The following is a 25,889-nucleotide window of genomic DNA, read 5'->3' as shown; positions in this document are numbered from 1 at the left end:
TCCTATATGCTGGATATTTGGAGAGTATATATCCAAGAGAGAAGATTATTTCAAGAACTTCGGAGTAGTAGAATAATATATTATAAAAAAAGAAACTTTGACATTGAAGGAAAATAAAGGAACTTTATAATGTTCTTCCGGCAGGTTTTTATTCTATCGGCAAAATATACGCTCATTTCTACCTTGGTTTTGTCTGTTTATTTTGCCGCTTAGGAAGTCAAATAAAAAAGCCGCCAAGCGTTTTAGTTCTTAGCGGCAGTTTTTGCAATTAATGCACCAGCTTAAAGTCCTTTTACAAATTCTTTTTTAAGAAAGTCAAGGTCAAGCTCTGGATAAAGAACGTGTTTTGAAAGAAGCTCCTGGACTTCTTTTTCCGCCTTAGCCTGAACGGAACCGTCAAGCTCGATTTTTCCTTTTGCAGGCTTTCCGTCTTTTGTGAGTCCAGGTTTTGTTCCTTTTAAAACAAGGTCAATAATTTCCGCGACTTTCTTCATGTCGTTTTCATTCATGCCCAAAGTTGTAAGCCCCGGAGTTCCAATACGGATTCCAGAAGTCCACCAGGCGCCGTTCTTGTCATAAGGAAGAGCGTTTGCGTTTGCTGTAACACCGCATTTGAACAAAGCCGCTTCCGCCTGTTTTCCTGTAAGTCCGTAAGTTGTAACGTCAACGAGCATAAGGTGGTTGTCTGTTCCGCCGGTCTGAAGCTTCATTCCTTTTTCAATGCAGGCAGCAGCAAGAGCCTGGGCGTTCTTTACAACGTTCTGCGCATAAGCCTGATATGCAGGAGTTTTTGCTTCTTTGAAAGCCACAGCCTTTGCCGCGACAATGTGATTCAGAGGTCCGCCTAGAACCATAGGACATCCTTTGTTCACATAGTCTGTGAATTCCTTCTTGCAAAGAATGAGCGCGCCGCGTGGCCCGCGTAAAGTCTTGTGTGTTGTAGTCGTAACAACGTCAGCCCATTTTACAGGATCGTAGTCGCCTGTGAAAACTTTTCCTGCAACAAGTCCTGCAAAGTGCGCCATGTCCACCATAAGAACTGCTCCGCATTTGTCTGCAATCTCGCGGAATTTCTTAAAGTTGATTTTTCTTGGATACGCGCTGAATCCTGTAAGAAGAATAAGAGGCTTTACTTCCATCGCCTGCTTTTCGATTGCGTCATAGTCCAAAAGTCCAGTTTCCCTGTCAACTCCGTAAGGATGGCTTTCAAACATACGGGCTGAAACATTCATCTTGTATCCGTGGGTAAGGTGTCCGCCGCATGAATAGTCAAGTCCCATAAGACGCTGGTTGCCGAATCTTTTGCGCAGAATGTCGAACTGCTCGGCATTAAGCTCCGCAAGAGACTTTACGCCCATTTCCTCAAGAGTCGGAGTTTCAACAGTCTTTGAAAGAATCGCCCAGTAAGCAACAAGGTTCGCATCGCATCCTGCATGAGGCTGAACATAAGCGTAGTCTGCTCCAAAAAGCTCAGCGGCTTCTTTTGCGGCAGTTTTTTCTACTGAATCAATGTTTTCGCAGCCGCCGTAGTAACGGTGCTCTGGAAATCCTTCCGCGTATTTGTCTGTAAGAAGGTTTCCCATTGCGGCCTGAACATTGAGCGAGCAGTAGTTTTCACTTGCAACAAGCTTTAAATGCCGGCGCTGGGTTGCAAGCTCCTTTACAATGTCTTCTGCAATTTCCGGGGCTACATCAGAGACAAGCTGAAGATTCGCAACATAGGAAGTCATGGCAGGATTCAGTTTTCCGCCGCATTCCTTTACATAGTTTTCAAGTGGAGTAGGCATTGGATTCACCTCGCTTTATATATTTTAATCAGTTTAACTCTTAGCATTCTAGTTGAATCTAGCTCTTTCCGCAAGTAAGCTGAAGTCTTGAAAACAGGCGGGGTTTCTAGCCTGCATCGTTATGCTTTATATGCACAGAACAAGGTATGTATGTTTTATGAAATCAACTTAAAAACAAAACAAAATTAAGTTAAAAACAAAGTGAAATCAACTTAAAATCAAAATGAAATTAAGTTAAAAACAAAATAAAATTAAGTTAAAAACAAAATGAAATCAACTCTAATAATTTGTTTTCCAACAGAGTGCTTACAACCTAAATATGGATATTTAATAAGATAATTATAAAACTCTTTTCAAAAATTGCAATATCAAATTGCACTATTTTTTGATTTTTTTTCAAAGTCTATAGATTAAGTCTAGCTGCTCATTGAAAAGTTCTTCTGGTGTTTTGTAGCCTAGTCTTTTTCTTGGCAGTCCGTTTATCAGGTCTTCAATTCTCTCAAGCTCCTCTTCAGAAATTTTATTTATGTCCGCGCCTTTTGGAATGAAGCGTCTCAGAATCCGGTTGTGGCGCTCGTTGATTCCTCTCTCGTATGACGAGTATGGATGTGCGAAGTATATTTTTGTGCTTTCATTTTCAAGCTCGGCAAGCGAGGCGAATTCAAGTCCGCGGTCGGATGTCAGCGTCTTGAAGATTTTCTCCGGTCTATCTCCAAAGTCTGAGAGCAACTGCTTGATTTCCGAATTGACCGCACTGGCCGCTTTCGCTGGAATTTTCCGCGTTATGTAGAAATCCGTGTTGCGCTCGACGAGTGTCAGGACGACAGCGTTCTTTCCTTTCTTTTTTCCGATTACCGTGTCTATTTCCCAGTGCCCGAATGTTTTCCGCGTCGCGACTTCCGCAGACCTGCTGTCAATGCTTGCTCCGAGTCTCATCTTTCCTGTTCTGTTTTTTGAGACGTGTTTTTTTCGTCTGAGGCTTTCTGGCAGATCTGAAACTTTGACTTCCATAAGCCCCTTGTGAATCCAGTTGTAAAGCGTCTTTGTGCAGACTGAATTTTTTTGTGTGAAGATTCTTTCTGCTCTTAGTCTTCCTGACGTAGCGTCCACAGACCATTTTTTCAGGGGGCTTGAGAAATTCTTTTCAACGTGTTTTATGAACTGCGCGCATTCACGGAATTTTCCGGTTCTGTGGCATCTTATGCGGTTTGCCTCATATTTTTTCTGACCGAAGTCTGCACGGTAGCATAAGCGGCGGCTTCTGTATATTTGCTTTGAGCCTCTTCTGATTTCATTCTTGACTGTGTTGTATGCGCAGCCGATTTCCTTTGCGATTGAATAGACCGTGTGTCCGTCCTTGAGTCTGAGCTGGATAAGCGTGCGCTCGCAGATTGTCAGGTGCTTGTTTCTGACGTGTTCAAGTGTGTATTTCATTTGGCAGATTCCTTGCCGGACTGGATATTCAGCCGCCAAAAGAATTTGCAGTTTTCTGTCTATTCTCCGAATTCTGTGTTTTGCCGCATATCAAAGTCCGATTTGTTTAAATAAGCACAATTATCTTGATATGTCAAACTGTTTTTTCAAGATGAGAAATGAGGTCTTATGGAAAACTCAAGCCGTGCTTAGGCACGGGCGGCATCTGGAAGTGCCTCTGAGTTTCCCACAAGCCTAATTCTGCAACCGACACGTGTCGGTTCATTTTTTATTTCTTTTTTCAAACAGTGGTTCAATTTCCCATGAATTTTCTTTGTTCAGAATAAAGCGGCACTCATAGTTTCCGCTGTCTTTCTTCATGCATTTTTTGAGTGATGTCTTTTTCCCCTCGCATAAAGCCTTTATGTCCGACTTTGCGAATTTTGTTCCTCGTGTTTCTTTCCACAGCGACTTGAATTTGCAGCCGTCTTTGTAGCCTGTGCAGAACCAGTTTTTTGCACTTTCTTTTACAGGCTTTCCGCAGGCTGGACATTTGATTTCATTCTCTGTGATTCCTATGTGGTCGATTTTTATTTCCGTGCTGACAGCTTGCCTCACAAAGTCCTTCATTTTTTTCTCGAAGGTTTCGGGATTTTCCGCAAGCTCTTTTTCCCATTGAGTTGTCGCTGATATGTCGGCAATCTGTTTCAATGAGGAATTTCTTAATGCGGAAAGGAGCGTTTCGCCGAGTCTTGTGCAGATGAAATTTTTGTTCTGGAGTTCAATGTATCCGTTTGCAGTGAGCTTAGGAATGAATGTGTGCCGTGTAGCCGGAGTTCCAAGTCCTGTAAGTTTTTCATTTTGTTCATTATGAACCGACACGTGTCGGTCGGGCTTTGGATTTTCCATGAATGATAGAATGCTTGCCTCGTTGAAATATTTCGGAGGTTTTGTCCATTTTTCCTTTGTCTCTGTTTTGGAAAGGACAAGCGAGTTCCAGTCGATTCCGTCAAGGCTTTGTTCTTCGCTTTCAGTTTCTTTGCTTTGGACCGACACGTGTCGGTCGGACAATATATCAGTAAAATTTTTCCAGCCTGATTCTGTTGTCTTTTTTCCGGAGATTTTGAATGTGTTTCCTCCGACTTCAAGAATATAGACCTGCTGGATATATTTTGCCTCCGGGAGGAAGGCTGCCATGAAACGCTCAAGAATCAGCGTGTAGATGTTCATCTGTTTTTCGTCTGCGTTTTCAGGAAGGGCTTTCAGCGGAATCAGGGCATGGTGGGCTTCGAGTTTTTTGTCGTTGAAGCACCTCTTGTTTGAAACGGAAAAATCCTCGCTTGCGGCAAGCTGCCTGTATTTCGGATATGCTTTGCAAAGCTCGTCAAACACATTGCGGCAAAGCTCCACGTTTCCGCTTCCCATCACTTTGGACGGAGTTCGCGGATAGGACACGCATTTCAGGTCGTCGTATAGCGATTGGATTATTGAAAGCGTTTCGTTTGCGCTGTACCCAAAAAACTTGAAAGCATCTTTTTGTGCTGAGTTCAGGTTGTAGAGCTGCGGCGGCTCAATGGATTTTTCCTCTTCTCTTTTTTCTTTCAGGACAGCTTTCTTTCCTATACATTCTTTCAGTTTCTGGCTTCTTGAATCATCGGGGAATTTTGTTGTGTTGTTTTCAAAATAAATTCCTGTGCATTCGGTGTTCCCTGAACCGACACGTGTCGGTCGGAAAATTCCGTAGTGCTCAAAATATTTCTCGCTCCTGAAATTTTTTATTGCGTCGCACCTTTCCGAGATTGCGTTTAGAATCGCCGTCTGGACTCTTCCGACAGGAAGCTTTGTGTTTGCGGCGCGGCTTATGTATCTTGAAAAATTCATTCCGACAAGCCAGTCTGCGTGCTGCCGTGCGAATCCCTGAGCGGAAAGCACATTGTATTCTGACAGAGGCTTTGCATTCCTGATTCCATCTTTTATGACCTCGGTGGTGAGAGCCTGCGATACCCAGAACCTTTTTATCCTGCTGAAGTCTGTGATTCCAGCCATCAGAAGACATTCCCTTGCGATGACTTCGCCCTCGCGGTCTGCATCGGTCGCAATCAGGATTTCCTCGTTGCGGTGCTTTTTCAGAAGGCTGATGACAATTTTAGTCTGTTCCGATGTCTTTGGATTTTCTCGGTAATCGAATCTCTCTGGAATAATCGGAAAAATTTCGGAAGTGTAGTGTTTCGGCTCTTCAAGGTTGAACAGATGTCCTTTGCAGTTTGTGATTGTGGTGTCTTTTCCGGAATATATTCCGCCGGTTTTCCTGCATGAGAGTGCATCCGCAAATTCTTTTGCGACATTCGGTTTTTCTGCGATGATAAGCATTTTGAACTCCTTCGGGCGGGCAGAAGTTCATTTCCATTTATAGCCTGATATTCAGGATTTTTCAAGAGTATGTGTATCCGCTGCTGCTGTTGAACCGACACGTGTCGGTTCAACTTTTAAAAAAGGGCGTTTTTTCCGATAAAGTCGTGCTTTTCAAGTCATTAAAAGAATTTTCAGAAAAAGAGCCGTTATTGAAAAGAGATGAAATGAACAAAAGAGAAAAAAGAGTAACTCTTGGACGCAAGATAAAGGTTTGTGCTACAAGCCGTACTATTTCGTTTCCAGTTCTGAAATTGTCTGTGTTACGTGCGTTTTTTCTGTAATGCGGATGTCTTTTTTCTTCTATAATATGCGGTGTAGTACAGTGGATTTCTGTTGCATTTTAGTATAGGATTTTTGAAATTTGTATTTTTGTAAGAAATATTTATATATTGACAAGATATTTCTATAATGACATATTTATTACAGGTTTAGACGTGAAAATATATGTCATTGGTGGAAAAATATGTATTTCTCAAAAAAGAGAAAATTTTTGATAGTTCAGGTGATAAAAAAATCGCCGGATTTGCTGTGCAGGATTTCCCTTGATGTCGGCTGGTGCGGATTGCAGGAGCTTGCGGAGATGTCGGACATAATGTTCCGTGCCTGGAGAATATGGAGCAACAGCCGCTGGACTTTCTTCAGAAAAAAATATTCCGGCATTTTAAGAAAATTTTATGTGGGCTATGACAGCGACGGTGGAATGTGCAAGCCTCAGTTCTGTCTTCTAGTTTTGGCCAAGCCTGATAATAAAGATGAAGAATGGCAGTTCAGAAAAAAAATATATTTGAGCTGGTATTCAGCCTGGAGCAGTGCAATGAGAAATTATTCCGATGTCAGCGTCAATGTTGAATTTTTGGATAAGGAAAATGCGATTGAGGCTGTCGAAAAGTTCTGTAATCTGAATCTGTTTGAAAGCTCTTCCGTGGATAATGAACTGATTGAAATTGAAAAGCGGATAAGGCGGAATCACCGCACATTTTCTGTCGGCGGAATATTCAGAAAAGCACTGAACCGACACGTGTCGCTCGAGGAGAAAAATGAAAATAAAAGAAAATGAAATTCTTAAAGCCAAATGTAATAACTGCGAAAGCGCATACTGGGAGTATGGAAAATTATGTCCATGGAGGAGCTTGAGCGGAGATTACTGCTTTGACGGAATGACCGCAGAAGAAGCACACAGGGAAATTTCAAAACACGTTGACGATTTTCAAACAGAGATAGCACGAGGTCTTGTGAGAGAATGAATATAATTACAGAAATACTTGGATATATTATTGTTTCTTGCGTATGCCTTTTTGGTGTATACGTTTACACTTACACTCTAGTAGACAACTATGTTCTGAAGAAAAGATCGGAAAAAAAAGAACAGGATGAGATGATAAAAAAGCATATCAGAGAATTCAGGGAATGGGATGAAATGATGCAGGAACGAACAAATCTTTTGATAGACATGGCAGTAAAGCAGCAGAAAAATAACGAAAAAAGACTGCAAGAATATCTTATAAAGAGAGACAGATTACCTGAAGATTATTTTGAAAATCCTGAAAAATATATAAATATGAAGGTGAATAAATGAACAAAGAGTTTTGTAAAAAAAACAAAAACTTAATAAAACTAACAGTAATGAAAGAGCAAAAAGAACTTCTAAATTTGAAAGCTCTTCCGTGGATAATGAGCTGATTGAAATTGAAAAGCGGATAAGGCAGAATCACCGCACATTTTCTGCCGGTGGCGTATTCAGAAAAGCACTGAGCCGACACGTGTCGGTCGAGGGGAAGACAGCGGATATTGGGGGAATAAAAAATGGCAAAAAAAGAGCGTGAGCGCAGAAAGGAGAATTCCTTTTACAATTCAGAGCTGGCACGGTTGCAAAAAAATGTCGTCCGTGCGCAGTATGATGTGCTTTTTTACAAAAATGGCAAAGAGGCTGCGGACAAGATGTTTTTTTATAACGCATGGAGGCATCGTTACAGAGGACTTGATTTAGAAAAGCCTGTGGCGAAGTCCTATGAAAAGGCAAAAGAAAATCTGAAAAAGGATGTCTTGGATATAAAGGAACATAAGAAAAAAAACTATGAAAAGTCAAAAGCAAATAGAAGCTAGGGGACTAAAATGAGCAAACTTAATATTGTTGATATGTTCTGTGGTGGCGGTGGTGAATCTACAGGACTTATAGAAGCTGCGCACGATTATAACTTTGATGTAAACATGAGCGCAATTAACCACTGGGAAAGAGCGATTGAAACGCATTCAAAGAATTATCCTTTTGCGGAACACCGTTGCGAAAATGTACAACACATACAGCCGCAAACACTGAAAGCAAGCAAAAACACTGATTTAATGTGGGCAAGCCCTGGATGTCAGCATTTATGGAAAGGATTGTATCTGATGAATTAATTGAGGAATAGATAATGAGATATGTTATTGAATGGGAAGATTTTGATGGTTCTGGTTACTGCCTGAAATATTGTTCTAGAAAAAAAATCGATAATAGAAAATGGTTTTACTCAGAAGAAGGAGAGCTTTCGGAAATAATGGTTTTCAACAGCAAAGAAAAGGCAATCAGAGTAAAAAAAAGAATAGAAAAACAATTCTGCATAATTCTAAGAATAAGAAAAATCAGTAATGACACTGCAAAAAGAATGAATGAGGAACTGTATTTTAAATATATACTTTATTCTTGTAAAAAAATTGAGAACGAATTGACTTTGACCAATGGTCAATTATAGAAGGAGGAAATAACAATGTCCTATTATGATGACGATAGTGTGTTGAGAAAAATTATCTGCTTCTTTGTTTTTCTTATTTTATTTGCTTTGCTTCTATTTGTAATTGCATACGGTCTTAATCTTGGCGACAAGAAAAGCGAAGCAAAGTCCATTGAGTGCACTGTGAACTATGTCAGTCTTGTAAAATACAGCAACAGTTCAACTTTGTGCAGATATGTCTATCTTACAATGCCGAACGGAAAGGAGATAGAGATTGAGGACAAGGCTCTCTATGATGTAGCTAAAAATCATATAGGCCAAAAAATAAAAATTGAAGTGAGCCAGACCTATTTTTTAAGAAAAGATGGAAAGAAGCATATTGTTCGGAATCACATTTTCAGACCTGTGAAAGTTCTTGAAGTCGAGGGTGAGTATCAGGAGTATGAGGAAAAAATACAAAATGTAGAACGAAAAACAGAAGTTCCAATTTATTTTCACTATTTCCCCCTTATCCGCTGATTTTTAGGGCTGCCCATGAAATCCCATTCAATAAAAGATATTTTCTCCAACCGTCCGACAAAGGAGAGTTATGAGGAAGACCTATACAAGGTAAGAAAAGTTCCGTACAAGAAGGACGATATGTGGCGGCTCTCAAAGCTGCTTGCGGCAAAACCGACACGTGTCGGTCGTGATGACGGCGGAAGATTCTCAGGTGGCGGACGTGGCGGAGCATTGTTTTTAAATTCTGTAAATCAGCGAGACCAACGCGTGATGTTCAAGGTCTCTCACAGCTCCTCAATGCAGGCGCATGATAAATATCTTTCAACCTATATGTCGCAGGAAAACAAGAATGAAGTTCTGGACAAGCCAAGACTTTTCGGCACGGAAAACTCAGAGTACGAGTCTGCGAAAGTTCCCGAGCATTTCAAATTCATAATCTCGCCTGAAAATCAGAATGTGAACCTGAAAGTTCTTGCCTCCGAATTTATCAGGCGCGTTGAAACCATGACAGGCTATAAACTTTTGTGGCAGGGGGCAGTCCATACAGACACGGCGCACCGTCATGCGCACATCTGCATAAATGGCAGAGACAGTAATGGAAAGCGTGTCTATTTTCAGCCTGAGATGATAAAGCGAACAATGAGGGAGACCCTGTCATACATCGCGACGCAGATGGTCGGGGAAAGAACAGAGCAGGAAATTATTTCAGCGCAGAAGAATCTTGTTGTCGCAAGACGCTGGACGAAGCTAGACGAGGAGCTTGAAAAATATCCCGGCAAAATAAGCCCTCATCTTCTAAGCCCTGATATGCAGAACCGTCTTGCTTTTCTTTCGGAGATGAATCTTGCTGTCAGAAAAGCCGGATTCTACGAGCTTAAAGATGACTGGAAGGAAGTCCTTGTCGCGACCGGAAGATACAACACATTCTTTGACGAGTACCAGAAGTCAGGCGGAAAACTTGAGCTTTACTCAGGCGGCGGAATCAGCGGAACTGTCGAGACTGTAATCTCGTTTGACAAGGATGAAAGCTGGAACGATGCTCTTGTCATAAGAAGCGGAGAATCCCTTGTCTATGTTCCTGTCTGGCAGCTGAAGAAAGATGACCTTTTGGGAAAGTCAGTTGAGATAAAAGACGGAACAAGAAGCCTGTCGCGTCAGGTTACAGACTCAAGTATCCGTGTTGTGGGTACACCGAGAGGCATAAGAAATTCCGGTAAGCGTGAGTAAATTTCTAAAATTACAAATATTTTTTTATATGTAATAAAATCAATATTGACTATAGGCTTGAAAATTTGTAATCTGTAGCAAAAGTATCTGCCCGCCCATCCTTGGAGATACTTTATGAGTACAAAACAATATCCTCCTGCCGGAAAAGTCCAGACACCGTTCTATCCGCAGCTTGAGCATTTCGACTGGATTACAGGACAGATTCGCAGGGAAAACCATATCCTTCGGATTGTGGCTGTCATTTCCTGCCTCGCATTTTTCCTATCAATCGGAATAAGTCTGTATGCGGTCGCGCAGCCGGACTCAATACCTGTGATTGTGACTATGAATGATTTCGGGCAGGCGTCATATATCGGTCCTGTCTCGCGGAGAAACTATCAGGACTTCAATGTCCCGGAAGTCGCAGTCCAGTATCAGGTCAAGGACTTCCTGAATCTTTACCACACGCTCTCAACTGACAAGACCGTGATGAAAAAATCTGTCAGCAAAATCTATCACATCCTGACTTCCACAACAGCGTCAAAATATTCATCCCTTGTAAAAGAAGAGAAACCTTTTGAATATTTCGGTTCTCGTACAAGGGAAGTGCTTTTTCAAACCGAGCCGCTGAAGCTCTCCAAGGATTCCTATCAGATTGACTATCAGGTTCTGACCCGGCAGGTCTCAGGCTCTGTCGTGAGCAATGTAACCTACCGCGCGGTAATAAGCGTGAAAACCTTGCAGCCGAGCGACGAGGATATAAAGGATAATCCTCTTGGAATCTATATAACCGCATTCGATATGAAGGAAATAAACACAAAGGTCTATTCAGGAGAACCAAAATGAAAACAAGAAAGAAAATCGACCGACACGTGTCGGTTGTGGCAGCAACATTTCTGCTCTTGTCATGTTCAACGACAAGAGACCTTGAGAAGAGCGTGAACCAGACGGACTTTTACAACAGCGGCTCGGAATCGCTTGAGGAAGATGAGCAGAAGAACGAAGCCGAGCTTAACGGCTACTATGTGCAGGAGGAACTGAAAGTCCAGGACATAGAGGACACAGTTATTTTTGTTGACCGTCCTGTCTATATTCCTGAGCAGAAAGACGTTCCGGAGCTTGAGCGCGGGTTTGAAACAGGCTATGACGCTGTAAAGACAAGCCAGAAGAAAGCGACTGTAAAACCGGAGAACTACAAGAGCGGAACTTTTTTCTATCAGTATAACGAGAATCTTGTGTACGAAATTTACGCCCAGCCATATCACCTTACAGATATTGTCCTTGAGCGTGGCGAGACCGTGAAAGGAACTCCGTTTTTCTCCGAGGATGAGAGCGTGTGGGAGCTTACGGCAGGCGTCTCGATTGACCCGGAGACAGGCGAGGAAATCCAGCATTTTTTTGTGAAGCCGGCGTACTCAAAGCTTGACTCAAGTCTGATTATCATAACAGACCGCCGTGTCTACCACCTGCGTGTTAAGTCCTTCGCCGACACCCACATGGCGATTGTGAAATTCACATATCCTGGAAAACGGAATGTCTATGCGAAAAAGTCGGTGGAAAAAAGCCGCTCCGTCGAGAACGACTTCATCAGAATCTCGAACCCGGAGCTTTTGTCCTTTGACTACAAAATGAAATACTCGATGTTCAAGAAGCCGGAATTTTTGCCAAAGCGTGTCTACGATGATGGACAGTCAACCTACATTCAGGTGGACAATATTGTGCTTCAGAAGAAGCTTCCTGTCCTGTTCAACGAGAAGAACGAGATAGAGAACTATTCCGTAAAGAAGAATGTGTTTGTCGTTCCGCGACTTGTGAACAAAATCACTCTCCGTCTTGGAAAGCAGAAAGTCGTGATAGAGAAGAAAAAGACAAGCCAGAAAATTGCGGAAAAAATCACCGCAGAAGAGGAGGAAGCGCAAGGTGGAAAATAATATCGATGAGGATGAAAAACTTGAGCTTGACGCCTCTCCTGTGAACCTAAACGACGAGATTGAGAGCGAGGACGATGAGCTTCCTCCTCCTGAAGATGAAAAGGACGAGGCGCGCGAGCTTAACGTGGGTAATATACTTGCGCTGATTTTTATAGGGGTCGCGGTGATTTTCCTTATCGTGATGGCGGCAGGCTCGGCGAAGTCAAAGAAGAAAGTCCAGAGCCGTGAGCTTGACAAGGCCGGCAGCAAGATTGCGATTGAATTCAAGGAAAGGACTGAGAAAGCTCCAGAAGTCAAGGAGAATGTGGAGCAGATTTTCGGGGAAGAAAAGAAAGACGACAAGCCGATGAGCGAGAAGGACGCGGATGAAGTCCTCTCGACACTGCCGCCTGAGCTACAGAGCGGAACAGCTCCGGTAACGCCAGTCGGAAGCCGCTCGTCCTCGTCTGCAAAGTCAGACCGCCCGGACACACGCAATTCAAAGTCTCCCAGAAAGATAGAGGGAATCGCAGGACAGGACTATGCGGCGGCGAATGCGAACTCCAATATTGTGAGCGCGGTCATGAACGGAAATTTTCCGCAGACGGCAGCCTCGTCAAGAATGACGAAGGAGGAATACATAGCGCAGCAGATTCAGCGCACACAGCAGATTCAGAATTCACTCTACGGCTCTAGCGGAAGCTACGGCGGCACACCCCAGAGCCAGAACGCGGCTTACCAGTCCAACCGTGAGGAATTCTTCAACAATCAGGGGAACGGAACTGGAAACGGACAGTTCCTTCCGTACAACACGCTTTGGGACGGAACAATTATCTCGGGCGCGCTTGTAACGGCGATAAACACGGACAATCCGGGCGTTGTGATTGCCAGAGTGACGCAGAACGTGTACTCAAGCTACGACCATTCGCTTCTCCTGATTCCCGAAGGCTCGCTCCTTTACGCGACCTACAACAGCTCTGTCAGCTATGGGCAGGACAAGGTTCAGGTCGCATGGAATCTTCTTATCCGGCCTGACGGCTACAGAATCACTTTGGGCAACATGAACGGAGTGAGCGCGCAGGGCGTGAGCGGATACAAAGGAAAGGTCTCGAACCATCCGTGGGCGACAATGAAGGCTCTTGGAATGATTGCGGTCTACTCGATGATTCAGACCGATATGTCGAAGAGCATAAACAGCCAGAACAACGAGTATATCCAGAACGCGATGACCGACGTATGGGCGCAGTCGTCGAAAATCGGAAACAAGATTATTGACCGCGCGCTTGACATAAAGCCTACGATAAGAATCGACAGCGGAAGGGAAATCAAGCTGATTACAAATGTTCCGCTTGAGCTTCCGCCGTGCAAGGTGAACCAGGCTGAGCGGAAATATGTAAGGACACGCTGAAAATAAAACTGATATGAACGCTCCGCAGTCACGAATAGAAATCTTATAAAAAGCGGATTCTTCATTATAAAAAACTGAAACAAAAATGAGCGCACGAATAGACATTGAAAAAAAATTCTCTGGAGTAAAAGATGAAATTTTTAAGAAATGCTGTTCAGCTGCTCATGGTTGCGGCGGCTCTTGCTTTTGTCGGCTGCCACTGGAACGATGTGTCCGACAGCGGCGGCGATGATGATGTTAAAATCAGCTCGCTTTCATTTGCAAAGTCAACGCTCTCAATGAAAGTCGGCTCTATGGACTACATAACGATAAAGGTGAATCCAGCCACGAGCCAGAAGGACTGCGAGTTCAAGTGGTCTTATGATTCAAAGATAATCAGCTGCGACACAGCCTCGAATTTCGGCGTGACGATAACGGCTCTTTCGGAAGGCCAGACTTCGCTCCGCTGCTCCTACGGCGGATATGACGCGACCTGCATAATAACGGTCTCAGGATTTGAGCAGGGATATGAGGAAACCACAGAGCCGTACATTTATTCAAACACTTCGATTATCCAGACAAGTCCGGGCGTCACGGAAAAAGTCTTTGTATCTCTCTACGGCGGAGACGCTTCCGACATTGACGGCTATACCTGGACAATAGACAACTCTTCCGTCGCAACAATCCAGCCGACCGGCCAGTACTGCCTTATAACTGCGAAGGACTCCGGCTATGCGAGAATCAAGGTTACAAACAGCAAGGCGAGCTATCCGTACTACATGGGTGTTTATGTCTTTGCGGACGCCACAAACGTTCCTTATATAACGACATCCACGAATATTCTTACAATGAACCAGGGCGACGGCGAGCAGACAATAAACTGTTCACTTTTGAATGGAAAGGAAGGCTCTCTGGACAGTGCGTTCAAGTGGGAAATTGTTTCAAAGGATTCAAATGAAGTTCCTGTTGGGCTTTCATTCAACGGAAACAATGCGGTCATAACACCTCTGCGCGGCGGAAGCTGCACTTTAAGAATCACTCATCCTGATGCGGCGTATCCTCTTGATATTCTGTGCCGTGTAATCACGATTGTAAAGAATGTCTACATAAATCCTGACAGGACAATGATTACCTTGAACGGAACTGAGGAGCAGACTGTAACAAGCACGCTTGAGAATATCGACATCGGCGACTATTCGATTGATGAGTACAGCTATTCCCTCGACAACCTGAGCGCTGCTGAGATAGTCTCGTCTGTCGGAAACCAGGTAATGCTGCGCGGTCTTGCAAACGGAAGCGCGAAGCTTATCATCTCTCATCCGAAAGCCGCCTATCCGAGGGAAGTGCTCTGCATTGTTACAGGCCAGCTGAAGGATGCTGTTGACGCCTCGTGTTATATCACGACAAGTCAGAACTACATAAGAACGAAAGTCGGCGCTGACACAACGTCTGTTTCGGTAAGTTTGCGCGGTGGCGATGACGGAGACGAGAAGGGCTTTGTCTGGACTGTGAAAAGCTCGCCGTCATCGGGAAGTGGAGATGTCATATCTCTTGAGACTACGGACGGAAGCGCAGTCCACTCAAGGGCTGCCTCGATGACCTATGCCTACGGAACTGCGTACATCACGCCGAAATCCGAGGGAACAGCCGTAATCACCGTGAGCCACCCGAAGATTGTCTACACTACGGAAATCCTCGTAAAAGTCCTGAACAAGGACGCGATTCTTGAGGAGCCGCTTTATTTCACAGGCAACGGTCTTGTGCGCGTGCTTAACGGCAATGAGACCGAGTATTCTGTCGGGCTTAACGGAAAGAACAAGTCATCATCAGATGAGCAGAACATAAAATGGAGCAACGACGACACAAGACTGTCAGTTATTGGAAACGGAACTTCCGCCACAATAAAAGCTCCGTCCTATGGAACAGGGCAGACAATCTCGCATATAACGGTGAGCCACAGCAAGGCAGAGCAGGACAAGACAGTCCTTGTCATGACAGCCGATGACGAGAAGACGCTGATGAGCATGAAGGCTCTTTATTCCGACAAACTCTATTACAACTTTGAGGCTGGAAAGGAAGCCACGGTCTTCTGCAATGCGGTCGGGTTTGATGAGTATGACGAGGAGACCGATGAGACAAAAAGCTACGACTTCTCGATGTTTACCTGGACAACTTCCGACCCGGCTGTCATCTCGGTGGACAAGAATTCATATAATCCGCTCTCTTGCACGATAAGAGGTCTAAAAGCCGGAACCTGCACGCTTACTGGCTCAATCGACGGATACTCGTGCGGCTTCAAGATAATGGTCTATCCTGTCGGAACGGTTCAGACAGACCCGGAGGTCTATCTTACAACCACGCAGAATGTTGTCTCGCTGAAATCAGCCGGAAAAACTGCGTCCCTGAATGTGAGTGCGGTGAATCTTTCTGCAGGCAAGTATTCTTCAATAAAATGGCAGGTTGAAAATGAATCTGTCGCGACAGTACAGGCGAACGGAACTTCCGCGACAATAACAGCGGCAGGCGAGGGTGAGACTGTGATAAATGTCTCACACTCTGAAAGCCAGAACACGCTGAAAATCTATGTCCGTGTCGGAAGCGAGTACGTGATTCCGGAGGCAGAACCGCTTGTCTATATTTCATCTCAGGATGTTATTACAATGCTCCGTGATGACTCCGCACAAAAACTTCAGGCTGTTCTTGCCAATTATTCCGGCTCAGACACTAACAGATTTCAATTCTCAATCGACAATGAGGATGTTGCTAAAATTTCAGCTCAGTCTGTAAACGGAACTGCATATATAAAGCCGGTGGGGAGCGGTCAGGCGGAAATCACAATTTCACATACAGCCACTGAGCTTACAAAGAAGGTTCTTGTTGTTGTAGGAAATTCCTCTGAGGAGCTTGCAGGATATGTCTATCTTACGACAGGCAGCAATGTTGTTGCGGTCGGCGAGGGAAACACGAAGAGCGTATCTGTCAGCGTGAAGAATTCAGACTCGGTTGTTCTTGACGGCTACAGCTGGACTTCAAGCAATCCGAATGTCGTGGATGTGACTTCAAGCGGAGCGACTGCGGTTCTTCAGGGAAACGGAATCGGAACTGCGATGATTACTGTAACAAGCAAGTACTGCCAGTATCCGCTCCAGATTATTGCCCAGTGCGTTGACCCGATTGCAGCTGCGGCGAATCCATATATTCAGCTTACGTCAAGCGTGATGAACCTGAACGTCGGAACAACGTACACGTCAATTACGGCGGACTTGGTCGGAGGCAAGCAGAGCGATTTCTCCGATTTTGTCTGGTCTACAAATGATTCCTCTATATGCGCGGTTTACGGACAGAACGAGGTCGGAAAAGTGCGCGCGTTGAAAGCCGGAACTGCATACATCACGGTTTCGCATCCGAAAGCTGTATATCCGGCTCAGATTCTTGCAGTCTGCGATGAGGTAAAGGAAAGCGAGTGCTCAATCAGCGTGCCGAGCAGCATAATCACGATGAAGCCGACGGACGGCGCGAAGACTGTAACGGCGACACTCGTGAACGGAAGCGCGAACGACAAGTACAATTTCAGCTGGTCGCTTGATGTCTATGACATAATCGACTTCCAGTATTCAGCGAATGTCTGCACGATTACGCCTAAGCAGACCGGAAGCGTTACGATAACTATTCACCACCCGAAAGCGGCTTACGACCAGCAGATAATCGTGAACGTGCAGCAGTACTCTGAATTCTCATTCCCGAAGGAAAGCATGACGATTGAGCAGGGAAGCGTGCAGTTTGTGAACATGGAAGTTCCGACAACAACGGTTTCAACTCACATTGAGTATTCTGTAGAAAACAGCAATATCTGCTCGATTGTTGGAACAAATTCTGTTGCTCAGATTACGGCGGTCGGAGCTGGAACGACAATTGTAAAGGCTCGGCTTATTGCGACAAGCACCGGCGTTGAGCAGGCAAGCTCCGAGATGATGGTCTACGTCAAAGAGAAGGCTGTCGATGCTGTCTACATAACGGCCTCCACAACGATTTACACTGTGAACAAGGGAAAAAGCCAGAGCCTGAGCGCGACGCTTACAGGAACTGGAGTCACGAATTCCGACCAGTACAATCTGAAGTGGACAACATCAGACAGCGACATTGTGCAGGTTACTGGAATCAGCTCCGACGGAACTGTTAAAGGCCAGTCAATCTATATAACCGCGCTGAAAAGCGGCGAGGCTGTTATAACCTGCTCGCACGAGAAGGCGGCAAGCACATTGCAGTTCTATGTGGTTGTTCCCGGCACTGCTGAAAAGACTGTGACTTTCGACAAGACATACATGACGATTATCAAAGGCTCAAGCGGAAGCCAGCTCAAGGCGACAATAGAGAACGCTGAGAGCAGCAACGACTACAACAATCTTATCTGGACTTGCGAGGGCGCGAACGGCAAGGATGTTGCGCGCGTTATGGGAAACGGACAGAAAGTTACAATCTACCCGGTTTCAGTCGGCGAGGCGACAGTTATGGCGCAGCTTCCTGACAGCTCAAGCGTCGCAAAATGCACTGTAATTGTCGAGGCGGGAAAGAGCCTTGTCTTTGAGACGAATTCAAGAAAGGTTCAGCCGTTCCATTCAAAGATTCTGAAATACACGGTAAGCCCTGCGGACGCGATACTTACCTGGACAATGTCGCAGGGAGTGGGCGAGGACTACTTCGAGTACCGAGACCTTGGATGCGATGCGGAAGGAAACGGACAGGTTGAGATTTCAGGAATCAAGGAGGGAAGCGGAACTCTTGCCTGCGTTACAGACGGTGGCGCGAAAGCCCAGTGTGCTGTAAGGGTTGCGTGGGACTATGAATTCAGCGTCTCTGGTTCTACAGCGTTTACTTGTACTCCTGATGAAGCAAAGACTTTTGAATATGCAGTAAGCCCAATCGATTCTATTGTTTCTGTTGAATCTACGGATTCCATTGAAAACGGAGGTTCTGCTTTCTCTTATGAGGTTGCAAGCAGTGGGGATGGAAAAGGAAAAATTGTTATTCATCCTGCCTCAGAGACAAGCAAGGCGGTGGACATTGTGTTTGTGGCGAAGAATCCTAACAAGTCATATGAGACGGTTGGAACAAAGACCATAAAAGCCCAGTTTGCATACGCCAGTGTTTCTGTAGATATTGGTCAGACAAGCTCAAACGGAAAGTTTTCTCGTTTTGACAGTCAGTCAAATACTCTGTTTCTTGGAGATGGAGAGTCTTCAAATATAGTCATATCTATAGCGGAAGAAAAATCCAATGCGACTATTCAGAGTGTTACGGCTTATGGAAATGGCGCACCGTCTATTTCCATTGTTTCTTCTGCGGAAAAATCTGGGGTTTATGCTATAAGAAACTCACAGGCAGATGTTGTAAAAAAGGAATATTTGATAAACAAGGCTTATGTTCCTTACATCGGCAATGCAGAGCTTTCTGACTGGGAAACAGCTTTTACTTGGTATGCTGGCGACTGCAAGCATTCTGTTGCGCATGACTGCTTGACTTTTGCCCAGATTTATAGCTCAAACAACAGAAGTTTTAACTACAGCGGAGGGCGTTGCAGTAAGAATACTAATAAAACTTCGCTCTATGAATGGATGACGCAAAACTGGGCATACAGGGCTATAGGCCGTGACCAAGGTAGCTGGAGCTTTGGACGTTTTAATGGAAGCAGTCCTTCTTATGAGAAAAATGGTTCTTTTTCTATAAGGGAAAAAACATCTCTCCGGGGCAAAATATACCAGGAGTCGGATTTTCAGAAAATAGGCTGGTTCTATTGCCCTGGCACAAGGACAGGCGAGGGGGAGAGGATTCTGTATCATACAGACAGAGGCTATAAGTGCGCTATTGACAATGCCGGTGGAATTTCAACTCTTGACGATGACGAGGGCTGGTCAATGAGGGTTTCGCCTTCTGTCTTGACGGATGTTGTTGATGCGACTTACAGAAACAGTTCTGATGAAACTGTGAAAGGCATTCAGAATTTCGGACGCATAAAGGTTGTAATAAACCATAATGGAAAGTCTGAGTACAAGGAATTTCTGGTCGTCGGAGAAATCAGAAACTGTAGTATGAACTAGCCGGAATTGTGAAATGAGCGGGCTTTAGGTCTTGCTCATTGATGTAAAAAAAAATCCCAACAGATGGTAACTTCCATTTGTTGGGATTCATTTTTGAGCTTCTATTTTTTTATTTCAAAAGTTCTTTCATTGCCGAGGTTGTCTTTTGAAGTATAGGCAACAGGATTTCCGCTGTCGTCAAAAATAAGCTCGGATGCTACGTTCAGGCTTTCTGCTCCTTTTGCAACAACGTCCTTTATTTTTCCGTTTTCAAAAAGAATAATGCAGCTCAGAGGTCTGTAGTATTTGCTATTTCCCTGAAGAACCTGCGAGTAGCTTCCAATCGCGCATCCTATGCGTCCGTTTGTGAAGTAGATTTTCTGTAAAATACAGCTTGTGTATTTTTTACGCGCAACTTTCACATCTGGATTTTCAGCGGTTGAAATCTGCACTGTCGTTGTTTCCATTGGAGCCTCCGCATAAGGCGACAGGAGAATTTTCTTTAGGCTGAAGTTTTCATTGAATTCAACATTGGTTGTAGAAATTCCATTTGCTCCAACTTTTATTACAAATGGATTTCTTGAAACTGCGCTTTTCAGTGTTTTTGTGCTGAAAAATTTCAGTGTGATTACGCCGTATGGAACACTTCGAGCACTTTCGTCTGATTCAGGTCTTTTTCCTGTTTTTCCCTGCATTATTGGAGTTCCTTCTTCAAGGTCGAAGTAAATTCCAGCCTGCTCTGAGCCAAAAAGAAAATGGTTGTCTGTCATGTCGATTGTCATTTCTTCCGGGAAGTTGTCTTCAAAATTCTTGAAAGGCATGCTCGGAGACAAGTGCCAGTATTGTTTATCGAGCTTAAGAGTTGAGGCTCTGTCGGGAATGCATGAGATTATTTTTCCGTCTTCTGAAATCACAACCTCGCTTCTTGCCTTTGTGCTGAATCCGAGCTGATGTTTTAAAGATGATGACGGTGTGAAGCTTTTTGGTTTCCCTGATTCATAGAATGTCAAAAGTGAGCCTGAGTTGAATTTTGCATTTGCCTTGAGTTTTGTAAGAAACTCGGCTGTGCTTCCGTCTGCTGGAACTGCGCTCTCAAGATTTCCGCTTTCATAGAAAGTAATGAAATTTCTTGTTCTTATCTCCATTTCTCCGTCTAGAGTTTTTGCTGTTGCTGTTCTTTCGCCTGGAGCTGACGATCCGTAAAGATACGCAGACTTCACTGTTCCATTTTCATAGAAAGTCAAAGGCTTGTCTTTTGCGAGCGCCGCTCCGCTGCTTGGGGTTGCAGTTATTTTGAATGTTCCGGCTTTTGTTTCAAGCTGCTGAGTGCCTTCAAGAAATGTGAGCTTTATGTTTCCGTTTTCGTAGAATTCAGCTCTTGTGTTTACAGTGAATTTTCCGGCTTCGGTCTCAATTTCCTGAGCTTCCTCAAGCTGCATTGACTTTACGTTTCCGTTCTCATAGAAGACGACTTTGGAAGTTGCAGGAGCTGTCAGATTTCCATATTTCGTTTCAACTGCGAAAGACTGGGCAAGCACTGCCGTCTTGTTTCCGTCTTCATCATTTGTCATTTTCAGGAGTGGCGCGTCCTGACCGTTCGGCAATGTTTCCGCTGTGAGAACTTCTATTGCAAGTGTTATTGCTGCCAGCACTGCTATTCTTTTCTTCATTTTTATTTTCTCCATTATTTTTAAAGGATATTGTTAAGAAAGTCGGTTGCTTCCTGCACACCGTTTTCGGAAGCTATGCGGAGAAATTTTTTTCCGTCAGTTTCATTTTTTTCAAGAAAATCTCCATTAAATAGAAGTTTTCCATATTCATAGCAGGCATAAGGAACATTTCCTACAACTGCGTTTTTTAAATAGACAATTCCTGTTTTTGCATCAGCATTACATCCTTCACCGGTGATAAGCATTGCTCCATAGCAGCCTGCCGCCTCATTGCTTTTGTTCTTGACTTTTTCAAAATACGCGAATGCTTTTTGCGGATTCACATCGCAGCCTCTTCCGAATCTGTAGGAAATGCCAGCCGCCAATGCTACATCTGGATATTTTTTGAATACTTTTTCAATTTTTTCTTTCGGCTCTTGTTCTATATACTCAATCGCCTGGGTGTACTTTCCTTCGTTGTAAAGATTTAAGAAGAAAGATGCTGTGTCCTTTGCATAGCTCATTTTGATTGAAAGAAAGACCAGCAGTGCAAAGGCGGCAATCAGTATTGCAATTGGTATTAGGATTCCCTTTATTCCGTAATACTTTATGGCAAGATTTCCTATGCCGATAATAACTAGAATGCCTATGATTTTTCCAAGGCATCCACCTTTCTGTTCTCCGTTATTCCCTTTTTTTGAGAATAAGTTTCCAATCATGACTCCGAGCCAAAAATTGTCGTTTGCCATAATAAACTCCTTGTAAGATAGTTTTAATTTATGAAAATTTAAATTTTCATCAAAGTTAGTATTTTCTGCGGATTGATGTGTTTCCGCCGGTTCGCTGGTATTCCCTTCTTTTTTGTCTTTCCTGTTTTATCTCCTCGTCCATTCTCTGGAATCTTATGATGGGAAGCGCGCTGTAGGACAGGTCGAAGTCTCCTTCCTCGATTTTCCTGTATGTGAGGCTGTCGCCGAAGAAGTCCATCATCGCCATCTTGTTTCTTGTGTGCCGGTCGGTGTAGTTCTTCGGGTCGCTTATAGGCTTTGAGAAGTCTCCTTTCCGGCAGAGAGTAAGCCAGTCGAATCCGTAATAAGGCTTTTCCAGTGCGCAAATTACTTTAAACTCGATTCCGCATAGCTGCATGTCGCTGTGTCCTTTTTTCCAGGAATAAAGTGTGCTGTACATTTGGTATTTATAGTAGACTTTCTTTGCTCCGCCGATTCTCGGGAATGAGACAATCAGGTTGCTCTTGTCTCTGAATTCCATCTCAATCAGTTTGTTTTTGTACCAGCCGAATACCTTGAACGGATATTGGATTGCCTTTTCTTCTTCTGTCTCCTCATAAGGCCTTGTGTCGAAGAAGCTCCGGCTTGTCGCGCATGATGACAGAATAATGGCTATGAACACTGCGGCTAAAATTGCCGTCGGTTTCCTGATATTTCTCATTTGAATGCCTTTATGATTTCAGAGGCGATGTAGATGACAGAGCTTCCGCCCACAAAGACAGTCGGCGCATACACAATGAATGTCATTACTCCTGCGATGATTCCATGCCTGTGCGATATTGGTTCAATAATGTTGCTATGGATTCCGTGTGCTATGTAGCCTAGAATCATCGTAGGCAGAAAAAAGAAGAATAGAATACATTTTGCCAAAAGAATCGCTGTGATTATCATTTTTGTTTCCTTCCGAATTGTTTTTTATACTATACATTTTACCCCCCCCCGAAAAAGTTTCAAGTGGAGGGTATTTTTTTTCTGTAAGAATCTGAGTTTTTTTGCGGAGAAATTCCGGCTAGAAGTCCATTTCAAGGTTGGCGAGGCAGCACTGGAAATTGTCGAGTGTAAGCTCCCATTTCTGCTGGCGGCATTTTGTAACTGCCCACGCTCCGGCTTCCATTGCGGTCATTCTTTTCAGAACTCCGGGATATGATGTGATTGAGAGAGGGTAAAGGCGTGTGTTCTCGTTCAGCTGCTCCACGGTCGGAAGAGGAGAGTCGTCCTCTGGAATGTAGGATTCTTTTATCAGGTAGTAGTTCGGTCTGTCGATGAATTTTTTTGTCTTCACGAAAAAGACGTCCGGGTGGGATTTCTTGAGTTCCTGCGCTGTCATAAATAACTCCAGTTGTTTGTTTTCTTGTGGTTATTTACGGCGCAGGGCTATGCTAGCTTTCCGGACAGCGGCGGCGTAATTCGGTTATGATTCCCCGGCGGAAATGAAATAAAAAACAAAGCTTGTTTTCCGTCCGGGAATGTTTTTAAGGTCTCCTTAGCAGAGCCTTCTGTTTCCTGTTATGCTCTCGGGAAGAGGCTCTGTGTTCTCCACATGCTCAAGCCCGAATCTTTTTATCACAAGCTGGCTCACCGTAAGACCCGCATTTTTGGCAAGCGAGCGCATTATTTCAGCTTGTCTTGCGTTCTGAAAAGTTAGAGTCATATTCACGATGTTTTTTCCTGTGGGCTTCCGGCCAGAGCCTTTTCTTTTTCCGCCCCAGTTGCTTGTGTTCATGCTTAGCAGTCTATACCATTGTTTTTGAATTGTCAAGTTTTTTTTTCAAGTTGTTTCGGAAAAGCGTTTTGTTGTAATGTTTTTATATTGCTGTTTTTACAAATAAATAGTATTGTAAATTAAGAAATAATTATGCAATAAAAACAATATTTTCTGCCCGCCCGGGGAAAAGTTGTTTTGAGAGACAAAGAAGAATTCATCCGCACAGACCCTGACGCGGCGCATAAAGTCTATTGGCTTGCCGTGCTTAACTGGATTGTTCCGATTCTGTGTATTTTAACAGGTCTGATTCTGACCACACAAAAATTCGCCGTCCTTATGAATCATGACTATAGTGTCATCGGGCGGCCGCTCTTCATTTTAAATGGCTCGTACCGCGTCTACAATCCGCTCATATTCATTCTTGGAATGATCAAGTACGCCTTTGACGATGTGTACTCGTACTATTTTTTTCAGGCAGCCCCTGCGGTGTTCATCGGCCTTGTCGTGGCAGTGCTTCTGTTCTTCATAACAAGCGTGATTGTCTCAGCCCACCAGAAGAACCAGCATATACACGGAACCGCGAGATGGGCTACAAGAAAAGACCTTGAGAAGTTCGGAATGCTCCAGCCGCGAGGCGTAATCTGCGGACAGCTTTCAAGCGCGAATGTCGGCTACCATACCGACAAGGAGAAGCAGAGCTTTGTTCTTGACCTTCCGAAGAATCTTGTTACCAGGAAAGTCCATGTCGCGCCTGTTGTGTGCCATTCAGGACGCACAAATACCTGGATGATTGCCCCGACCAGAAGCGGAAAGGGCGTCAGCACTGTAATTCCGACCTGCCTGAGCTACGGCGTTCCATACTGGGGAATAGACAGCAAGACTGGAAAGAAAGTCATAAAGGGGCGCGGCTCGATGGTGATTTTCGACCCGAAGGGCGAGAACTGGGAGGCTTCAGCAGGCTACCGCTCCAAGTTCAGCACGTGCATTCCGTTCCGTCCTCTCGACCCTGACGGCGACACCGCGCACTACAATCCGATTCACGAGATTCCCGACAGCCCGAGCGAGGCGTTCTCCTGGGCTGACATGATTGCCGAGATTTTCTTCGGAGCGGAAAACGCGAAGGCTGCCTCAGACGGAGCTACGCAGTACTTCAACAATACTGCGCGCGATATTTTCGCAGGCGTTGTCATGCACGTGCGATTCTGCCGGTACATCGCATGGAAAGACAAGAATCTTTCCACAGTCCTTGATATTTTCAGCCAGGCAGGCGGCGATGACAGCAAGGGCGATGACGAGGAGAGCGGCGGACCGGGTTCTGCCATGCTTGCGCAGATGAGGGAGGAAGGAGTCCATGTTGACGACTCAGGACACGAAAGTTCTCTTATCCACGAGCTTATTGTAAAGGCGGCGAACCGCTCGGAGACGCAGACACCGAAGGAGCGCGCCTCCACATACTCGACTGTATTCAGCAAGATTTCCCTGTTCCAGGATCCGCTGCTTAAAAACGCAACCGCATATTCGGATTTCAGCGTGGATGACTTTATCGACGGAAAGAACGGAATCAGCCTTTATCTAATTGTTCCGTACAACCATATCAAGCGAATCAGCCCTGTGTTCAGGATGATAATCACTTTCATGATTAAGAAATTTTCAAGCGGAACGACAAACGCGAACGCCGTCAAGCTCAAAATTCCGTGCCTCTTTCTTCTGGACGAGTTCCCGGTGCTTGGATATTTCCCGGACATAGCATTGAACGCCGGAATTCTCGCGGGCTACGGAGTCACTTTCTTTATCGTAAGCCAGTCGCTGAACCAGATTGTCGATGTCTACGGCGAGAACCATCCGTTCCTTGACCACTGCAAGACCATCATTCTTTTTGCTCCGGGAAACATAAAGGACGCAAGGCAGTTTTCAGAGACAATCGGAAACCGCTCCGTTCTTCTGGACAACATATCAAGCTCAGGCACAAAGTGGCAGGCCGGATTCAGCAATATATCGCGAAGTTCGCAGGAAACGCAGACAAGCCTTGTGAATCCGGACGAGCTTATGAAAATGGACTTCTCGCGCTGCATTGTGTTCAACGGTCAAATGCCGCCATACAAGGGAAAGAAGGTTGTCTATTACGAAGACCCTAGATTCAAGGACAAGGCGTTCGGAAAAGTTCCTGAGATGAACGAGATTTACGCAAGGCTTAAAAAGCTTCCGAGCCATCATAAGAAACATTTCAACGTGGACAGCTCAATACAGAGGACAATCGAGCGGATTGAGAAAATAGAAGTAACGCAGTCGATTCCAGGCGACTTTGACATTTTTGCGGACGACGGTCGCGAGACAAAATTCTAACGGAAG

At 44.6% G+C, this 25,889-nt stretch carries 22 protein-coding genes; 13 read left to right on the top strand and 9 right to left on the bottom strand.

The genetic code is table 11. The features are described 5' to 3' along the window. Positions 1-281: 281 nt before the first annotated feature. The 3 genes from TRESU_RS09030 to TRESU_RS09020 all read right to left on the bottom strand — a co-directional run bounded on the left by TRESU_RS09030 (position 282) and on the right by TRESU_RS09020 (position 5,570). A complete protein-coding gene (locus TRESU_RS09030) occupies positions 282-1,787 on the bottom strand; it encodes a glycine hydroxymethyltransferase (protein ID WP_013701947.1) in 1,506 nt (501 codons plus the stop codon). A gap of 396 nt (positions 1,788-2,183) precedes the next feature. Then, positions 2,184-3,221, bottom strand: a complete 1,038-nt coding sequence (locus TRESU_RS09025) for an IS30 family transposase (protein ID WP_013701946.1) — start codon at positions 3,219-3,221, stop codon at positions 2,184-2,186. Positions 3,222-3,482: 261 nt separating this feature from the next. Beyond that, complete coding sequence (locus TRESU_RS09020) at positions 3,483-5,570, bottom strand: DNA topoisomerase (protein ID WP_013701945.1); 2,088 nt, start codon at positions 5,568-5,570, stop codon at positions 3,483-3,485. 505 nt (positions 5,571-6,075) lie between these two features. Here TRESU_RS09020 and TRESU_RS09010 point away from each other — a divergent pair. The 12 genes from TRESU_RS09010 (at position 6,076) to TRESU_RS08955 (ending at position 19,419) form a co-directional block, all read left to right on the top strand. Further along, positions 6,076-6,669: a hypothetical protein gene (locus TRESU_RS09010; protein WP_013701944.1), complete on the top strand. Its 594-nt coding sequence runs from the start codon at positions 6,076-6,078 to the stop codon at positions 6,667-6,669. After that, positions 6,650-6,856, top strand: a complete 207-nt coding sequence (locus TRESU_RS09005) for a hypothetical protein (protein ID WP_013701943.1) — start codon at positions 6,650-6,652, stop codon at positions 6,854-6,856. The genes TRESU_RS09010 and TRESU_RS09005 overlap by 20 nt, the downstream gene beginning before the upstream one ends. Further along, positions 6,853-7,188, top strand: a complete 336-nt coding sequence (locus tag TRESU_RS09000) for a hypothetical protein (protein WP_013701942.1) — start codon at positions 6,853-6,855, stop codon at positions 7,186-7,188. The genes TRESU_RS09005 and TRESU_RS09000 overlap by 4 nt, the downstream gene beginning before the upstream one ends. 227 nt (positions 7,189-7,415) lie before the next feature. Continuing rightward, positions 7,416-7,715 (top strand): hypothetical protein, encoded by a 300-nt coding sequence (locus TRESU_RS08995; RefSeq protein ID WP_013701940.1) that lies wholly within the window; start codon positions 7,416-7,418, stop codon positions 7,713-7,715. Between the two features lie 9 nt (positions 7,716-7,724). Further along, positions 7,725-8,009, top strand: coding sequence for a DNA cytosine methyltransferase (locus TRESU_RS08990; protein WP_013701939.1), 285 nt, complete (start codon positions 7,725-7,727; stop codon positions 8,007-8,009). 14 nt (positions 8,010-8,023) lie between these two features. Next, complete coding sequence (locus TRESU_RS08985) at positions 8,024-8,341, top strand: hypothetical protein (RefSeq protein ID WP_013701938.1); 318 nt, start codon at positions 8,024-8,026, stop codon at positions 8,339-8,341. Positions 8,342-8,356: 15 nt separating this feature from the next. Next, positions 8,357-8,839 carry a hypothetical protein gene (locus TRESU_RS08980; protein WP_013701937.1) on the top strand — a complete coding sequence of 161 codons (483 nt, stop codon included), beginning with the start codon at positions 8,357-8,359 and terminating at the stop codon, positions 8,837-8,839. Positions 8,840-8,854: 15 nt separating this feature from the next. Continuing rightward, positions 8,855-10,048, top strand: coding sequence for a relaxase/mobilization nuclease domain-containing protein (locus tag TRESU_RS08975; protein ID WP_013701936.1), 1,194 nt, complete (start codon positions 8,855-8,857; stop codon positions 10,046-10,048). Between the two features lie 114 nt (positions 10,049-10,162). Further along, entirely contained in the window at positions 10,163-10,873 is a 711-nt protein-coding gene (locus tag TRESU_RS08970; protein ID WP_013701935.1) for a VirB8 family type IV secretion system protein, read from the top strand. Further along, the gene (locus TRESU_RS08965; protein ID WP_013701934.1) at positions 10,870-11,958 is read left to right on the top strand and encodes a TrbG/VirB9 family P-type conjugative transfer protein; all 1,089 of its coding nucleotides are present in this window, start codon (positions 10,870-10,872) and stop codon (positions 11,956-11,958) included. Before TRESU_RS08970 ends, TRESU_RS08965 begins: the two co-directional genes overlap by 4 nt. Further along, positions 11,948-13,345 carry a TrbI/VirB10 family protein gene (locus tag TRESU_RS14295; RefSeq protein WP_013701933.1) on the top strand — a complete coding sequence of 466 codons (1,398 nt, stop codon included), beginning with the start codon at positions 11,948-11,950 and terminating at the stop codon, positions 13,343-13,345. The genes TRESU_RS08965 and TRESU_RS14295 overlap by 11 nt, the downstream gene beginning before the upstream one ends. Positions 13,346-13,476: 131 nt before the next feature. Then, positions 13,477-19,419: a hypothetical protein gene (locus TRESU_RS08955; RefSeq protein ID WP_013701932.1), complete on the top strand. Its 5,943-nt coding sequence runs from the start codon at positions 13,477-13,479 to the stop codon at positions 19,417-19,419. Between the two features lie 101 nt (positions 19,420-19,520). Here the strand turns inward: TRESU_RS08955 and TRESU_RS08950 are convergent, their stop codons facing one another. From TRESU_RS08950 to TRESU_RS08930, 6 genes are all read right to left on the bottom strand, one after another. Continuing rightward, complete coding sequence (locus TRESU_RS08950; RefSeq protein WP_013701931.1) at positions 19,521-21,068, bottom strand: hypothetical protein; 1,548 nt, start codon at positions 21,066-21,068, stop codon at positions 19,521-19,523. A gap of 20 nt (positions 21,069-21,088) precedes the next feature. Beyond that, entirely contained in the window at positions 21,089-21,796 is a 708-nt protein-coding gene (locus TRESU_RS08945; RefSeq protein ID WP_013701930.1) for a tetratricopeptide repeat protein, read from the bottom strand. 55 nt (positions 21,797-21,851) lie between these two features. Further along, the gene (locus TRESU_RS08940) at positions 21,852-22,496 is read right to left on the bottom strand and encodes a hypothetical protein (protein WP_013701929.1); all 645 of its coding nucleotides are present in this window, start codon (positions 22,494-22,496) and stop codon (positions 21,852-21,854) included. After that, a complete protein-coding gene (locus TRESU_RS14935) occupies positions 22,493-22,726 on the bottom strand; it encodes a hypothetical protein (protein WP_013701928.1) in 234 nt (77 codons plus the stop codon). Before TRESU_RS14935 ends, TRESU_RS08940 begins: the two co-directional genes overlap by 4 nt. A 118-nt stretch (positions 22,727-22,844) precedes the next feature. Further along, positions 22,845-23,162 carry a hypothetical protein gene (locus TRESU_RS08935; RefSeq protein ID WP_013701927.1) on the bottom strand — a complete coding sequence of 106 codons (318 nt, stop codon included), beginning with the start codon at positions 23,160-23,162 and terminating at the stop codon, positions 22,845-22,847. A 156-nt stretch (positions 23,163-23,318) separates the two neighbouring features. Continuing rightward, positions 23,319-23,558, bottom strand: coding sequence for a hypothetical protein (locus TRESU_RS08930; protein ID WP_013701926.1), 240 nt, complete (start codon positions 23,556-23,558; stop codon positions 23,319-23,321). Between the two features lie 177 nt (positions 23,559-23,735). Between TRESU_RS08930 and TRESU_RS08925 the strand changes: the two genes are divergently transcribed. Further along, positions 23,736-25,883, top strand: coding sequence for a type IV secretory system conjugative DNA transfer family protein (locus TRESU_RS08925; RefSeq protein ID WP_013701925.1), 2,148 nt, complete (start codon positions 23,736-23,738; stop codon positions 25,881-25,883). Positions 25,884-25,889: the final 6 nt, after the last annotated feature.

It is taken from the genome of Treponema succinifaciens DSM 2489, from assembly GCF_000195275.1.
In the GTDB taxonomy this organism is placed as follows: Bacteria; Spirochaetota; Spirochaetia; order Treponematales; family Treponemataceae; genus Treponema_D; species Treponema_D succinifaciens.
Note: the sequence above shows the minus strand (reverse complement) of the source record. Positions and strands in the feature narration are given on the sequence as shown.

What these genes read in the sequence shown, in the direction of transcription:
- TRESU_RS09030 (WP_013701947.1), bottom strand. Translation starts at nt 1,787, where the DNA reads ATGCCTACTCCACTTGAAAACTATGTAAAGGAATGCGGCGGAAAACTG.
- TRESU_RS09025 (WP_013701946.1), bottom strand. Translation starts at nt 3,221, where the DNA reads ATGAAATACACACTTGAACACGTCAGAAACAAGCACCTGACAATCTGC.
- TRESU_RS09020 (WP_013701945.1), bottom strand. Translation starts at nt 5,570, where the DNA reads ATGCTTATCATCGCAGAAAAACCGAATGTCGCAAAAGAATTTGCGGAT.
- TRESU_RS09010 (WP_013701944.1), top strand. Translation starts at nt 6,076, where the DNA reads ATGTATTTCTCAAAAAAGAGAAAATTTTTGATAGTTCAGGTGATAAAA.
- TRESU_RS09005 (WP_013701943.1), top strand. Translation starts at nt 6,650, where the DNA reads ATGAAAATAAAAGAAAATGAAATTCTTAAAGCCAAATGTAATAACTGC.
- TRESU_RS09000 (WP_013701942.1), top strand. Translation starts at nt 6,853, where the DNA reads ATGAATATAATTACAGAAATACTTGGATATATTATTGTTTCTTGCGTA.
- TRESU_RS08995 (WP_013701940.1), top strand. Translation starts at nt 7,416, where the DNA reads ATGGCAAAAAAAGAGCGTGAGCGCAGAAAGGAGAATTCCTTTTACAAT.
- TRESU_RS08990 (WP_013701939.1), top strand. Translation starts at nt 7,725, where the DNA reads ATGAGCAAACTTAATATTGTTGATATGTTCTGTGGTGGCGGTGGTGAA.
- TRESU_RS08985 (WP_013701938.1), top strand. Translation starts at nt 8,024, where the DNA reads ATGAGATATGTTATTGAATGGGAAGATTTTGATGGTTCTGGTTACTGC.
- TRESU_RS08980 (WP_013701937.1), top strand. Translation starts at nt 8,357, where the DNA reads ATGTCCTATTATGATGACGATAGTGTGTTGAGAAAAATTATCTGCTTC.
- TRESU_RS08975 (WP_013701936.1), top strand. Translation starts at nt 8,855, where the DNA reads ATGAAATCCCATTCAATAAAAGATATTTTCTCCAACCGTCCGACAAAG.
- TRESU_RS08970 (WP_013701935.1), top strand. Translation starts at nt 10,163, where the DNA reads ATGAGTACAAAACAATATCCTCCTGCCGGAAAAGTCCAGACACCGTTC.
- TRESU_RS08965 (WP_013701934.1), top strand. Translation starts at nt 10,870, where the DNA reads ATGAAAACAAGAAAGAAAATCGACCGACACGTGTCGGTTGTGGCAGCA.
- TRESU_RS08955 (WP_013701932.1), top strand. Translation starts at nt 13,477, where the DNA reads ATGAAATTTTTAAGAAATGCTGTTCAGCTGCTCATGGTTGCGGCGGCT.
- TRESU_RS08950 (WP_013701931.1), bottom strand. Translation starts at nt 21,068, where the DNA reads ATGAAGAAAAGAATAGCAGTGCTGGCAGCAATAACACTTGCAATAGAA.
- TRESU_RS08945 (WP_013701930.1), bottom strand. Translation starts at nt 21,796, where the DNA reads ATGGCAAACGACAATTTTTGGCTCGGAGTCATGATTGGAAACTTATTC.
- TRESU_RS08940 (WP_013701929.1), bottom strand. Translation starts at nt 22,496, where the DNA reads ATGAGAAATATCAGGAAACCGACGGCAATTTTAGCCGCAGTGTTCATA.
- TRESU_RS14935 (WP_013701928.1), bottom strand. Translation starts at nt 22,726, where the DNA reads ATGATAATCACAGCGATTCTTTTGGCAAAATGTATTCTATTCTTCTTT.
- TRESU_RS08935 (WP_013701927.1), bottom strand. Translation starts at nt 23,162, where the DNA reads ATGACAGCGCAGGAACTCAAGAAATCCCACCCGGACGTCTTTTTCGTG.
- TRESU_RS08930 (WP_013701926.1), bottom strand. Translation starts at nt 23,558, where the DNA reads ATGAACACAAGCAACTGGGGCGGAAAAAGAAAAGGCTCTGGCCGGAAG.